15 protein-coding genes are annotated in these 13,271 nt (G+C 56.5%); 5 read left to right on the top strand and 10 right to left on the bottom strand.

Annotated features, from left to right (window positions below; genetic code table 11):
* Positions 1 to 93 precede the first annotated feature (93 nt).
* From ABLN87_RS13505 to ABLN87_RS13515, 3 genes are all read left to right on the top strand, one after another.
* Positions 94 to 732 (top strand): hypothetical protein, encoded by a 639-nt coding sequence (locus ABLN87_RS13505; RefSeq protein WP_353010995.1) that lies wholly within the window; start codon positions 94 to 96, stop codon positions 730 to 732.
* Between the two features lie 642 nt (positions 733 to 1,374).
* Positions 1,375 to 2,298 (top strand): autotransporter outer membrane beta-barrel domain-containing protein, encoded by a 924-nt coding sequence (locus ABLN87_RS13510; RefSeq protein ID WP_353011076.1) that lies wholly within the window; start codon positions 1,375 to 1,377, stop codon positions 2,296 to 2,298.
* 157 nt (positions 2,299 to 2,455) lie between these two features.
* Positions 2,456 to 2,716, top strand: a complete 261-nt coding sequence (locus ABLN87_RS13515; protein ID WP_353010997.1) for a hypothetical protein — start codon at positions 2,456 to 2,458, stop codon at positions 2,714 to 2,716.
* A gap of 57 nt (positions 2,717 to 2,773) precedes the next feature.
* On the opposite strand, the gene ABLN87_RS13520 is transcribed toward ABLN87_RS13515, so the two are convergent.
* The 9 genes from ABLN87_RS13520 to ABLN87_RS13560 all read right to left on the bottom strand — a co-directional run bounded on the left by ABLN87_RS13520 (position 2,774) and on the right by ABLN87_RS13560 (position 11,616).
* Positions 2,774 to 3,808, bottom strand: a complete 1,035-nt coding sequence (locus tag ABLN87_RS13520) for an AraC family transcriptional regulator (RefSeq protein ID WP_353010999.1) — start codon at positions 3,806 to 3,808, stop codon at positions 2,774 to 2,776.
* A 237-nt stretch (positions 3,809 to 4,045) separates the two neighbouring features.
* Positions 4,046 to 4,803 (bottom strand): IS5 family transposase gene (locus ABLN87_RS13525; RefSeq protein ID WP_353011001.1). Its coding sequence is split into 2 segments (ribosomal slippage): positions 4,046 to 4,482 and positions 4,482 to 4,803, totalling 759 coding nucleotides; the frame shifts between segments, so codons are not numbered across the junction.
* A 609-nt stretch (positions 4,804 to 5,412) separates the two neighbouring features.
* A complete protein-coding gene (locus ABLN87_RS13530) occupies positions 5,413 to 6,609 on the bottom strand; it encodes an NnrS family protein (protein ID WP_353011003.1) in 1,197 nt (398 codons plus the stop codon).
* Positions 6,610 to 6,679: 70 nt separating this feature from the next.
* Positions 6,680 to 6,919: an NnrT protein gene (locus ABLN87_RS13535; RefSeq protein ID WP_353011078.1), complete on the bottom strand. Its 240-nt coding sequence runs from the start codon at positions 6,917 to 6,919 to the stop codon at positions 6,680 to 6,682.
* Positions 6,916 to 7,098, bottom strand: a complete 183-nt coding sequence (locus ABLN87_RS13540) for a protein NnrT (protein ID WP_353011005.1) — start codon at positions 7,096 to 7,098, stop codon at positions 6,916 to 6,918. Before ABLN87_RS13540 ends, ABLN87_RS13535 begins: the two co-directional genes overlap by 4 nt.
* A gap of 1 nt (position 7,099) precedes the next feature.
* Complete coding sequence (locus tag ABLN87_RS13545) at positions 7,100 to 8,989, bottom strand: nitric oxide reductase activation protein NorD (RefSeq protein ID WP_353011007.1); 1,890 nt, start codon at positions 8,987 to 8,989, stop codon at positions 7,100 to 7,102.
* A 5-nt stretch (positions 8,990 to 8,994) separates the two neighbouring features.
* On the bottom strand, positions 8,995 to 9,789 hold the full coding sequence (locus ABLN87_RS13550; RefSeq protein ID WP_353011009.1) for a CbbQ/NirQ/NorQ/GpvN family protein: 795 nt from the start codon (positions 9,787 to 9,789) through the stop codon (positions 8,995 to 8,997).
* 3 nt (positions 9,790 to 9,792) lie between these two features.
* Entirely contained in the window at positions 9,793 to 11,142 is a 1,350-nt protein-coding gene (locus ABLN87_RS13555) for a cbb3-type cytochrome c oxidase subunit I (protein ID WP_353011011.1), read from the bottom strand.
* Between the two features lie 21 nt (positions 11,143 to 11,163).
* Positions 11,164 to 11,616, bottom strand: a complete 453-nt coding sequence (locus ABLN87_RS13560) for a c-type cytochrome (RefSeq protein ID WP_353011012.1) — start codon at positions 11,614 to 11,616, stop codon at positions 11,164 to 11,166.
* 119 nt (positions 11,617 to 11,735) lie between these two features.
* On the opposite strand from ABLN87_RS13560, the gene ABLN87_RS13565 reads away from it, so the two are divergent.
* A complete protein-coding gene (locus tag ABLN87_RS13565) occupies positions 11,736 to 11,963 on the top strand; it encodes a DUF1858 domain-containing protein (RefSeq protein ID WP_353011014.1) in 228 nt (75 codons plus the stop codon).
* Here the strand turns inward: ABLN87_RS13565 and ABLN87_RS13570 are convergent.
* Positions 11,960 to 12,673, bottom strand: coding sequence for a Crp/Fnr family transcriptional regulator (locus ABLN87_RS13570; RefSeq protein ID WP_353011015.1), 714 nt, complete (start codon positions 12,671 to 12,673; stop codon positions 11,960 to 11,962). The genes ABLN87_RS13565 and ABLN87_RS13570 overlap by 4 nt on opposite strands.
* A gap of 153 nt (positions 12,674 to 12,826) precedes the next feature.
* On the opposite strand from ABLN87_RS13570, the gene ABLN87_RS13575 reads away from it, so the two are divergent.
* Positions 12,827 to 13,258, top strand: coding sequence for a pseudoazurin (locus tag ABLN87_RS13575; protein WP_353011017.1), 432 nt, complete (start codon positions 12,827 to 12,829; stop codon positions 13,256 to 13,258).
* Positions 13,259 to 13,271 lie beyond the last annotated feature (13 nt).

Consider the following 13,271-nt stretch of genomic DNA (forward strand, 5'->3'; position numbering starts at 1 on the left):
GCGAAAGTCGTTTCATACCGGACCGGCCCTTCGTGCATGTCGCGTCGAAGGTGTCAGGAGAGCCCAATGCGTCAAATGCTGCTCGATACATGAATGACGGCTGTGACGCAAAATGTCGATTTCCACCACTTCAGCTTTGTGGGCGGCAGTCACAATACCAGTGTTTGCTTAACTGTGATTGGCTCGTTTCGGATGGCACCGCGAATGGGCAACAACTTGGTGCCTTTTCGCAAAACCTTGACGTGCCAGCGCAAGAAACCTGAGTCGCGAATTGCTAAATTGATTTCACATAGAACGTATCAGACAAGCTCAGTTGAAAGGATCGAGAAGATGAAAAAAGCAATGATTGCATCCGCTACAGTTATCGCACTTGTTGTAAGCGCTGGAATGTCCACGGCCGGTCCGTTGCGCGATCACGGCCAACGCGGGAATGCACATGATGCTCGCCCGGCAGTATCGCAAACACACAACCACGCTGACAGGATGGCTAAGACCCACCGAACCGGCAAAATGACTGACCGTGGCTTTGATTTCTCGTCAAAGCTGGAACCGGGTCAAACGAACCTTTCTTCGACCCAACAGCAGGGCCTTTATGGCTCAAACTGGAGAACGGAACTAGTCAATGTTGATGCTTTCTCAATTTCGGATGGCTCAGACTACACTTGGGTTATTGGCAAGACGTCGGGTGACGAACTGAGCGATCAGGCAATTTTCATCCACCCGCATTATTAAGTTGGCCTGGGTGGATCCTCCCAGAGAAATCCTAACGAGCTCTAACTTAAGGCTGGGTCCTGGCTGCTAACGCCCGGGCCCGGACATAAGTTACAAAGCCCGGACTGTACCAGCCTCTGGAAGGAGGCTGTTCCACACCTTCGCGGTGTCGCCGGCGCCCTTGATCATAGCCAATGGATCAAAGCGGTTGCGCAGTTCTCAGGTATCTGAGCCAGGATCAAACAGTTCATGGGAGTCGAAAACGCGTTTGTGCGGCTTGCCAAAGGCTGAAGAGGCACCCGGGCACTTTATCTCGTTTCACCATTCGATCACGCACCCAGCGACCATTCGTGCCTGTTAGGCCAATGGTGGAATGATAAAGTGTGTCGACGGCCATCAAGCCAGTTTGACTGATGACCGTTTCGCAACCAGCGCGTGGCTGGTTGGTGTCGCTCGCTTCGAAAGGCGCGGCGAAAAGGCATATACTTGATGTTTTTCCTCAAAACCTTGACCTGCCAGCGCAATTAATCTGAGCCGCGAACTGCCAAATTGATTGCACACACAGCAAAGCAAACACGCTGAGCTGAAAGGCGGTCAAAGATGATGAAAGTAATGGTTAAATTCGCAACTGTAGTCGCTCTTGTCGCAAATGCCGGAATGTCCATGGCTGGCCCATCGCAAGGCCTGGGTCAACGCGGGTCTGCACCAAGTGTTCGTCCCGTGACGCAAATCAACGTATCCAACGCATTCTCCGCCAACAGGGCGACATCTGATTTGACGACAACTACGGGTTCAAGGTTCTGGTTTCAGTCCGAAAGCGAACGCAAAAGCTATGATGTTGGTAGTGGCGAGATGACGACAAACAGCGGTGGCCTGCAATATGGCGCAGATGTACCCTTGGGTGAGGTCGCGGGCGGGCAGGTATTCGGCGGACTGGAGTTCGGCCTCAGCAGCTTGTCATCTGACATCGGTACCAGCTTGGCAAGCGCAAACATCTCGACCGACGCTTACGATGCGACCCTCAGCGCGCTTTGGGTTGCGAACAGCCAGTTCTATATCGACGGGCAGCTTAGCTTTGGCTATTTCAATGGCAGCATCCGTCCGAATGACGGGGGCACAGTTGATATCGACGGCAGCGGCTATGAGATATCTGTTGAAGTTGGTAAGCCGTTCGCGCTGCAAAACGATTGGACGCTCACGCCGCAAGTGCAGCTCGCCTACAGCGATGTCAATATGGGCGATGTTTCGGATTGGGCTGGCGGTGACCGGATCGGATCCCTGGTGGATGGTGATACGTTGATGGCGCGTGTCGGGCTGCGCGCTGAGCGTGCCTTTGCAAACAGTTCCATATTGTACGGACAAGTCGACTTCTACCATGCGTTCGACAACGAGACGTCGCTTTCATTTGGTCAAAACACGATGCTGACAGCGCCCGGTCAGAACACAGCGGTCCTGACCATTGGAGGCGAAATGGCGCTGTCAGATCATTCGCAACTCTATGGTGAAATCACCAGTGAAACCGGATTGGGAAACAGCTCGGGCGACCACTCCTTCGGCTGGAACTTCGGCTTCGAGGTCCAGTTCTAAAGTGTCTTGAATTTAATCTGAATCTCACGGAGCTCAGGCGTCAGCTTGATGTGTTTTCTCAAAACCTTGACATGCCAGCGCAATAAATCCGCGCCGTGAACTGCCAGATTGAGTGCACAGACAGCGTGACAAACGCTCAACTCGAAGGAGCTGAAAGATGAAAAAGGCAATGATTACAACCGCCACAATGTTTGCACTTGTTGTAAGTTCTGGAATGTCCATGGCAGGCCCATTGCGTGATCACGCTCAGCGCGGGCATGCACAGGATGTTCGTTCAACAGTTTCGCAAGCACACACCCATGCGGAAACGAAATCCAAAACCCAGCAAACCACCAAAGGATCTGGCCATAGCTCCGGCTTGGCGTCACAGCCTTCGGTCGACGACAATTGTGATGCATGCACCGATGCTTGGTCGTAAACGGGCTGAACTCTATCAACGGATGCTTGAGACGGCGTTTCGCTCGACAAGCATCCGCTAAACAGTTCTCACACTTCCTGGTGATTGGCCCGTCCAGGTCTTGTAGGCATTGGTAAACGCCGCCTGATCAGAATACCCAAGCGCAAAGGCAATCTCTGAAAGGCTCAGCTTGGGGTCATCAAGATACTTCTCTGCCAGTCGTCCACGAACGTCCTTCAGAAGTTCTTTGTAGGTCGCGCCTTCTTTGGCAAGTTTGCGTCCAAGTGTACTGACACTCATCCCCAGCGTCTTTGCAATGTCATCTTGTGTCGGGGCACTGAATGACAGTCGCGACGTTATTTCACCCTGTACCAAAGAACTTGTTTCACCGATTGCTGGTGGCAAGTCTTTCATCAGGTTTTGCACATGCATTTCAAGGTGCAACAGCAATGCGGGGTCCGTATCTTTGATCGCAATGTCCATCACTGACTTGTCAAACAGGATACCCGGAACGCGTTGGCCCTGTTTGACACGGGCCGACAAAATACTGGAGATCTGTGCGTGTTTTTTCTCGGCCAATTCGTGCGGGAACCGTAACTCAAGCACCGGAAGGGGCGTCTCAGCTGCGATCTGAAGACTGGTCAAAAATGCGGAAACTCGAAACTCATTATGAGCTCCGTCCGAGCGCATCAACTGGGCGACGGAATCGATCTCCAGGAACATGCCACGATCTTCTTCGTATAATGACAGTTTAGCAAAGCCCCGCGCCAAGCGCGCGTATGTCACAGCCTTCTCAATTGCCTCGCCAACGGTCGGCGAATTCAGAACGACATAGCTGAGAAGCGTCGTTTTTCTGGGGTTGAATGTTTTTCCGGCCGAGATCGCAAATAGGGGATCTCCGGTCTCTTCAATGGCAAGTTCCAGCAGGCGCAGCTCATTGCGAACATCAATAAAGTTCGGCGGAGTTTCGTGAAGGTCCACGGGCAGGTTGGCCGATCTAAGCAGCGCCACAATATCCGCGCCACGGTTCTCCAGAAGCCTGGCTATGTGATGCGCACCAAAACCCGGAACACTCCAGGATTGGCTGTCAGAGTTCACCTTGCTCTCTTTCATGGTGATATATCGCCCGAGACTGAGGCGCCCTGCAATGCCCGAGCGCGTTGTGTTTTGGGTGATCATAGACACGGCGCAAAAGCTATGCCAAGCAATCGTTTGTTGTCCCTAGAAGGTAAGGCACTTGCGGTTCTTCGAGCTTGACGTCTTCACAAACCTCACCCGGAGAAATTCAGAATCTTAGTGGGATCGGGTAGCAGAACGACCAATTGCCAAGCAAGTTGCTAGGCTCAGGACTCATAGCCAATAGATAACAAGTTCGGCGAGCGCGATTGCGGACAGAAAGACCTTCGGGCATCTGTCGTACCTTGTTGCCACTCGCCGCCAGTCCTTCAGCCTGCCGAACATGATTTCAATCCGGTTGCGCCGTTTGTAGCGACGTTTGTCGTATTTGACCGGCGTCTTACGTTGCTTTCGACCGGGGATACAGGCGCGTATCCCTTTGGCTTTCAACGCTTCTCTGAACCAATCGGCATCATAGCCGCGGTCACCCAGCAACCATTCGACATTTGGCAGACTGCTGACCAATACCCTCGCACCAATGTAGTCGCTGACCTGACCGGCAGTAACAAACAGATTCAAAGGGCGTCCACGACTTTCACAAACCGCATGCAACTTTGTGTTCATGCCGCCCTTGGTGTGCCCGATCAGACGACTACGTCCCCCTTTTTCACCGCAAGGCTGGAAGCTGTGCGATGGGCTTTGAGGTACGTTGCATCGATCATGACCATCTTTTCTTCGCCGTGGATGGCGGCCAATCCGACCAACATCTGCGCGAAGATACCTTTGTCACTCCATCGCTTCCAACGATTATAGAGCGTCTTGTGTGGATCATATTCCCTAGGTACATCGCGCCACCGTAACCCGTTGCGATTAATGAAGATAATCCCACTCAAGACACGCCGATCATCGACACGGGGTTTGCCATGGGACTTTGGGACGAAGGGCTCCAGACGCGACATCTGCTCATCGCTTAACCAGAAAAGATCAGACATGTTCACCGCTCGTTTTGAACGCGATGAATCACACAGCCAAACGGAAATCAATGGGTCCTGAGCCTAGCCAGTTTGTGGAAAGTAGAACCTGTTGAAATGAACAGGTTCTACATTTCCAGCTTGTCACAGCTCAAGGTGTGTGAGGCAGGTGGTTGTGTTCTGCACCCTTACTTGAGTGCTTCAAGTCGCTAAAGATAGGAAACGGTAGCGAATGTAGTCGTAAACCTTCATTTCGGATTGGCAGACAGTTTAAACCAATCTCTTGGATCAATATCCCCGTATTCGAACTCCAGGTTTGAAGTGGGACTTTGCAATGCTTCGTTTTAACGGCAGATTTGTTCGCGTTTCGCCAATTCGACCTGCGTGTATTTTGCTTTCGCAGCGAACGCCCGGAAAGCGAGCTGCAATCGCAGCATCGGACGCAGCATCGGACGCCGTCGCTCAAGGTCGGCTCTGGGCCGTCTTCATCCGGATGAGGCTGACCTACCAGCGATATGCTGCGCGCGCTCCGAAGACAATTCTGCGCCAGCGTAAGTCTGAATGCTTCGGTGCAGCATACGATCCAGACATTGGCAAAATAGAGTGACGAGACCCGGCACCTTAGTTTCGCTAATTTCCCGATCTGCATGCCTTTGGCCGCAGAAGCATTGGACCATAAACTAGGACAAACCCTCCGAAGGCCAACAGCCAGAACACGCCGGAAAGGGTGCTAAGGCCCAGATTGAGCGGGGTCAGAAACCGTATCAGCGCCGCTGCAAAGGTGCATACAAAGATCGCAACGGTGGCCTTGCCCGCCGTCAATTCGTGGCCCGTGTGCCCCAGTGTGGCTCGGGTCATAACCGCCAGTGTCATCGCCCCTATCGCACCTGCCATCCACAGATGCTGTGCCCCCGCCGTGTCCGGATTGCCCAGGATCTGATCCAGGCCAAGCGCGAGGCCACCCAGTGGAATAAACGCATAAGACGCATGCAGGAAAAACACCAAGGGCTCGCTCAGAGTGTGGTGCCCCTGCCACCTGGTCAGCCGCATCAGGTGCAATATTCCGAACACCAGCAGGCAGAGCCCTGTCGTGACTGTGAACGGGGCCAGCGTCCAGATCGCCAGGATCGGCAGGCTGAGCAACAGCGTGAGCTTGTCGAAGAACTGCATCGGTGGGGCAGGACGTACGGCACTTTGTTCGCGCACCAGCCAGTTGCGGGTAAAGGACGGGATGATCCGCCCACCGATAACGGCGATCATCATCACAGCTGTCGCCAGGCCCAACCGCAGTCCATAGCCCTGCGCCGCGTATTCACCGATAAGTGCTTCAAAGTGAAAGAGCGCATTGGCCAGCGCAAAGACGGCTAGCAGGGCCAGCACGATCAAATTGCGCCAATTCTTGCCTGCAAGGATCTCTCGCAGGATCAGACCGCCAAGCGCGACGGGAAATGAGAGGTCGATTGCGGGAGCGATCAGGGGCGGCAAAACCTGGGAGAATAGGATCGCCCCGCGCCCGGCGCACCATAGCGCAAAGAGCCCCGCCAAGGGCAAGCCGACGATTGGCAATCGTCCGGTCCAGTTGGGAACGGCTGTTAGCAGGAAGCCAGCGAGTACCGCGCCAAGATAGCCGAACAGAAACTCATGGGCGTGCCAAGATCCACGGTCAAGCTGCGTGGGCAGGTCCAGCATTCCCGCCAGTATAGCCAGCCAAAGACTCATGGCTACAATGACCCAGACAGCTCCAAAGAGGAAAAAGGGCCGAAACCCGAAGCTGAACAAAGCGGGCCCCTGCCAACGGCGCATTTGTTCTGCAGATGTCTGAGCCATCATAGAGCTCCCGCTTGCGGTCTGTTGTGCTTTGATACTCTGCCGTCCGCGAGGCGGGTCCGTTGCGGTCTCATACCTCTGCCCTTTTATCCGCGACATCCATCAGATGGCGGATGTGCCGCGCAAAGTACCATGTCGCAGGCACTCCGACGATTGCGCCAGTGAGGACCGACAAGCCGGTGGGCAGTACGGGTCCGCCTATCCAACTGAAGATCAGTGAAGCAAAGAACACATTGACCGCTGCCGCGCCCGCGCCGAACGGGTATAGCGCAACCGCGATTTTGGTTGTGGACCAGCCCTGCCGTGTCATCTGCGCGAGACCAACCATTGCACCGCCACCATGCTCAGAACAAGCGTGATGCAGGCCACGGCGTACCAGAATTCCGCCGTTGCGGATTGCGCCTGTGGGATCGGGCGGTCGAAGCCTTCCGCGAAGAGGCGCGAGCCTGCTAGAACGAAGATGCCTGTGAGGGAAAGAAAGAAACGCATATCAGGTCTCCTGTGTCAGTGTTCTGTAGATGTCGGGCAATGCGCGCAGCAGGCGTTCGGGGTTCGGCAAAAGCGTAAACCCACCACGTCCGAAGATGCGCGCGAACCAGTCCTGCCCATCTTCGTCGATCACCACGCCATGCAGGCTCTGGCCCGCCGCGCGGGCCTCGCGCACGGCCATGTGGCTGTCTTCGATTCCGTGTTGGCCTTCGTAATGGTCCAGGTCGTTGGGTTTGCCATCGGTCAACACGATCAGCAGCTTGCGGACGCTCGATTCCTCGGCCAATTTCGCGCTGACATGGCGGATCGCGGCACCAAGCCGGGTGTAGTGGCCGGGCTTCAATGAGCCAATATTAGCGGTGATAGCCGGTGACATCGGATCTTCGAAGCCCTTGCAGCGAGTCAGGAACACTCGATCACGGCGCAGCGATGAAAAGCCCCAGATACCGCAGCGGTCGCCTGCCGCGTCGATCCCGGCGGCCAATGCCGCCATCGTGTCACGGGCCACGTCGATGACGCAAGTATCGCCGATCGCCGCTTCTGTGGACCGCGACGTGTCGAACAGGAAAGCAACCGACACGTCGCGATCCATTTGCCGCGCGGCCTGCCAGATACGATCTGACCCGCGCCCGGTCGCCACCATGTCGGCAAGTGCGGTCAGGACAGCGTCAAGGTCCAGCTCTGCCCCGTCGATCTGGCGCGGCTGCAATACGCGGCGCGGGTGCAGGGCCTCAAACTGGCGGCGGACTTCGCGGACATAGCGCTCGTTTGGTGTATAGGTTTCTCCATCGGCCAAGGCCGGCGCATCCAGCACGCGGCAGTGATCTTCCATGTAACTGTGCGACCGGTGGTTCCATTCAGGGTAGGTGTGCTTGCCCGCCAGAGCCTCGTGATCAGCATCGGCCGGCGACAGGTCAAGATGCAGGCGCAGCCGCGTGGCAACCTTGCGGTCCTGTTTCGACAGGGTGATCCTGTCCTGATCGTCGGCCGCCTTCTGAGCGTTTTCGTCATCGTCGTCATCGACGCTGCGGTTGATGTTCATTGATTCGACCCATGACAGGATCGATTCAAACCGGTGAATGATGAAGCTGTCCTTGCGATTCTGCTGATCCTGATCTTTGCGCTCGCCCAGCTTGCGGTTAGTGAGAGCGGCATCGGGTGCCGGTGCGGCGGGGTCGGCTTCGGCATCGTCGGCTGCCTGCCCGCCCGTGCCCGGGTGTTCAAAGCGGAGCCATATGGGGACAGGTGCGCATGGCATGTATCTGCGCGCGTCTGCACCTGTGGCATCAAGCTTGGGAGCCTCGCCACACAGCTGATTGCGGATCGCTTGTTCCATTACGGACTCTTGGGCGAGTCGGTACATGTCCGGCCGGGAGTCCGCACAAAACGCAGACATCGCGAGGTAATGCTTCCGCAGCCCCGGGCAGGCCAGATAGGCCTTGTCCGCAGCCACTGCATTCGCGCGAATATGCGCACAATCCCGTGCCGGGCCGGGCGCGCCCGGATCGAATGCACCGACCTCGCTCACAGCGGCAAGTGCCGTCAGCCAGAAAAAGGCAGCACGGTTCAGGTCCGGGTCGGGGAAGGCTTCCATGACGGGTGGCAATGCGAGCCGTTCGCCATCGAAACGCGCCACCCATTCGCGATCTCGCTCGGCCCCAAGCTTGCGGCGCATCACCTGCCGATGCTGCACGACGCTTGGTGCGACTTCGGCCAGTTCGACCCCCGGTGCCCCGCCGAGCGCGCGGAAGAGAACGGCAAGGCTGGATCGGACTGAGGCCAGCGTCACGCCCGCTTCGGGGTATGTGACGCCAGCCCCGATCCCGCTGGCCATGTCGTGCCAGAGGTTTCCGACCGTCTCTTCGGGTTCCATGAGGTCGCGCAAGTGCATTATCGTCACCCGTAGATTGTGCTGGCCAGATCGCGCAGCGATTGCTGCACATCCGGCTCGTCGCTCAATGGTTCAATGACTGCCGCCTCAAGCGCCTGGGTCACCCCCATACCGCCAGCCATCAGCGTGGCGGCGTAGATCAGAAGACGGGTTGAGACGCCTTCCTCAAGATCCATCCCGCTGAGGTTGCGGATATGGCCTGCCAGACGGACTAGCGGCGCAACACGTCCCGGCTCCAGCCTGCTTTCCGATGCGACTACTGCGATCTCGGTTTCCGTGTCGGGAAAATCGAAACTGATCGAAAGGAATCTTTGGCGAGTCGAGGGTTTGAGCCGCTTGAGCACGTTCTGGTAGCCGGGGTTGTAGCTGGCCACCAGCATGAACGCCGCAGGTGCCGCCAGCTCTTCGCCCGTGCGGTCGATCATCAGCGTGCGCCGCGTATCCGTCAGCGGGTGCAGCACCACGGTGACATCCTTGCGCGCCTCGACCACCTCGTCGAGGTAACAGATGCCACCCTCTCGCACGGCCCGGGTCAGGGGGCCATCCGCCCAGACGGTTTCGCCCCCTTTGAGCAGATAACGCCCGATCAGGTCCGCCGCCGACAGATCGTCATGACAGGCGACGGTATAAAGCGGTTTGCCCATTTTGGCCGCCATATGCTCGACAAAGCGTGTCTTGCCGCAGCCGGTCGGCCCCTTCAAAAGAAGGGGCAAACCGTTGTCATAGGCCGTCTCGAACAGCTCGCATTCACGCGCGACGGGCTGATAGAACGGCAGGGTCCGAGGAGTTTGAATGTTCATGGCTTACTCTCCGGGAACCGAGCTGGCCGAGCCGGACGTGATGATCTCTTGCTTGCGCACGACCAGCATCGAGTAGATGAACAGCAGCGCTCCGATCACCACGGCGGCACCCGCGCCGAACCGCATCAGATAGAAGACCGACAGAGCGTCCTGTACATCCATGTAATAGTCACCGACCACTCTCTGCATATGGGTCTGGATGGTGCCCGCGAAGGTCAGCACGAAGGTCATGAATGCCATACCGCCGGTCATCAGCCAGAACGAGGCCATGTTCAGCACCTGATTGTAGGGTGCGCGGCCCCGCAGCATCGGCATCGCATAGGTGAAGACCGCCAGGTTCAGCGCCACATAGGCGCCATAAAAAGCAAGGTGGCCATGGGCTGCGGTGATCTGCGTGCCGTGGCTGTAGAAGTTGACCCCGTGCAGTGTGTGCAGGAAGCCCCAGACACCGGCACCAAAGAAGGCCACGGTGGACGACCCGAGCGACCACAGAAGCGCAGCCTTGTTGGGGTGGTTCTTGCGGCCCTTCCAGACCATGACAAACGCAAAGCTCATCATCAGGAAGAAGGGGATCACCTCGAAGGTGGAGAAGATCGAGCCGACCCACTGCCAGTAGCCCGGCAGACCGATCCAGTAGAAATGGTGCCCAGTGCCGAGAATGCCGGAAAACAGCGCAGTGGCGACGATGACATAGAGCCATTTTTCCACCACTTCACGGTCCACGCCTGTCAACTTGAGAAGCAGGAAGGCGAGGATGGCGGCCATTACTAGTTCCCAGGTCGCTTCGACCCACAGGTGCACGACGAACCACCAGTACATTTTGTCGAGGCTAAGGTTATCGGGATTGATGAAGGCAAAGATCCAGAGCAGCGACAGCAGCCACAGGCCCATCAGCAGCACGTTGGTGATCGCTGTCTTCTTGCCCGCCAGAACGGTCATTGAGACGTTGAACAGAAAGATCAGCGCCGCGACGAGGATGCCGAACTTGACCCACAGGGGCTGTTCCAGAAACTCACGCCCGCCATGGATGCCGACCAAATATGAGCCGACCGCACCCAGCGTCCCCACCAGAAGGATGATGAGTTGCAGATAGGCCAGTTTGACCGAGTAGATCTCGCGCTCGGATTCCTCGGGGATGAGGAAATACGCAGCCCCGAAAAAGCCCAGCAGCAGCCAGACGATCAGCGCATTGGTGTGGATCATGCGGATGATGTTGAACGGCAGAAGTTCGGACAGGAAGTTCGGCGATACATAGACCCAGCCAGCCAGAAGCCCGCCCAGCACCTGAATGCCAAACAGGGCTATTGCAGCCAGAAAATAGTAATACGCCACTTTTTGAGATTGGTATTTCATGTGATTTCTCCTTCGTGCCGCTTAGCCAGCGTCATTGGGCGGCCAGCCCTGTGTGTCGGTCTGATCGGCCCAGCGCAGGAACTCGGCAAGGCCGCGCATCTCTTCTTCGGTCAGATCGAAATAGGGCATCTGGCGGCGGCCCTCGACGCCCGAGGGCTGCGCCTTCATCCAGCCATCGAGGATTTCATAGGCGTCCTCGGGCGAATCCATGACGTCCCAGCGGGTCATCACATTGCCCAGCTCGGGGGCAAAATAAGCGCCTTCACCATGCAGGCTATGGCAGTTGATGCAGGAATGGCGTTCCCAGACATGTTTGCCCAGCACGACCTCTTCGCTGAGTTCCATGCCTGCGGTTGACGTATTAACCACGTAACGGTGGCTGTGGACGGTCATCGCCACGAAGATCACGACGAAAAAGATCGAGCCCCCGTAGAAGATGTTTCGCGCCCGCGATTTGGTTAAAAATTCAGCCATGCGTCGGCCTCCTTCAGATCGGGATGCCTATTGCTAGCCCGAGCGAAGAAGGCACTGTTTGCGCCAGCGCAACGTTTGGAACTGTTCCAAGCCTAAAGTCGAGGGCGAGAGGAACCCCAATGCCTTGCCCGAACATTAACGATCCTGACCTGACGCTTGCGGATCTTATGACGCAATGGCCGCAAACAATTCGTGTTTTCCTAAAGCATGGAATGTTATGTGTCGGATGCCTTGTGAACCCGTTTCACACCATCTCAGACGCCTGTCTGGAATACGATCTGGATGAAACGGATTTTTTGGAAGAGCTGAAGAGCGCAGTCTCCAACTGTGCCGGACCGGACGGCTAGCCCTGGCCGAGTTCGACCAGCGCATGGGGATCGCACACTTTGATGCGCTTGCGTTTGCTTTCAATGAACCCCTGCTTTTCCCATCCGCTCAGCAATCGGCTGACCGTATGCAGGGTGGTCGCTGTAAGTTCCGAGAGATCCTGTCGGGTGATGGGGAAGTCAATCTCAATCCCATCCTCCACCTTGCGACCGGTCTGATTGATCAGACGCAAGAGCGCGTTGGCTACGCGCTGTTCCACCTGTTGCGTCGCAAGCTCCACAATACGGGTGTTCATTTCTCCGACACGGTGGCCAACCGTTTTGTAGGTTTCAGTCGCGAAGCCGTCATATTCGGTGACGAAAGTATCCCACAGTCTGGTGGGCCAGCTCAGCGCGATGGACTCCGTCGCCGTGACTGCCGTGGCCGGATAAGTCTCGCGCCCGATAGCCTTTGCAATTCCCAGAAGTTGACCTGCAGGGATATGCAATGCGGTGACCTGTTCACCGGTCTGCGTAACCCGCACCACTCGGACATAACCATCCAGCAACATGAAGAAACGATCGGCCGGGTCTTCTTCTTCAAAGATATGCGCGCCCACTTCATAACGGCGTGAACTAGCCTGATCCAGAATCGTGCGGATTTGCCGACGATCCAGCTTTGAGAATGGTGGCAAATGCGTCAGCAGGCTTTCATCAAGCCGCGGCAGTACTTTCTTGGCTGCATCCATCATGGCTTACCTGATTTGGCACAATCACAGCCGCAAAACCAGATCGTAACGGTCAGTGTTTCCCGAAAACGCAGCAAACCTTGCTCCAGCGCAAATTGCAGATCGCGGAAATCGATAGAGTCAGGCCCAAGAGATCATTCAGGAAAGGACAATTCGATGATCCGCACGCTTACAACCGGCGTTGCATTGGCCACCCTGCTGGCTGGTGCCGCCTTCGCGGAAACCTTCGAGGTGCAAATGCTCAACAAAGGCAGTGATGGCGAGCGCATGGTGTTCGAACCCACGTTCATCCAGGCTGCTCCGGGCGACACGATCAAATTCATTGCATCGGACAAGGGCCACAACGCCGAAACAGCCAAGGGCATGCTTCCAGATGGTGCCGAGCCCTTCAAGGGCAAGATCAACGAGGAAATCGAAGTCACGCTGGATACCGAAGGTGTCTATGGCGTGATCTGTAAACCCCACTACGCGATGGGCATGGTGATGACCATAGTGGTGGGTGACGTCGAGGTTCCCGAAGATTTTCTGGAAGGTCGCGTTCCCAAAAAAGCGAAGGAGCGTTTCACAGCCCAACTTGAAAATTTCTGATCCCCGATACGGC

This window comes from Ruegeria sp. SCP10 (assembly GCF_040329495.1).
GTDB lineage: Bacteria > Pseudomonadota > Alphaproteobacteria > Rhodobacterales > Rhodobacteraceae > Ruegeria.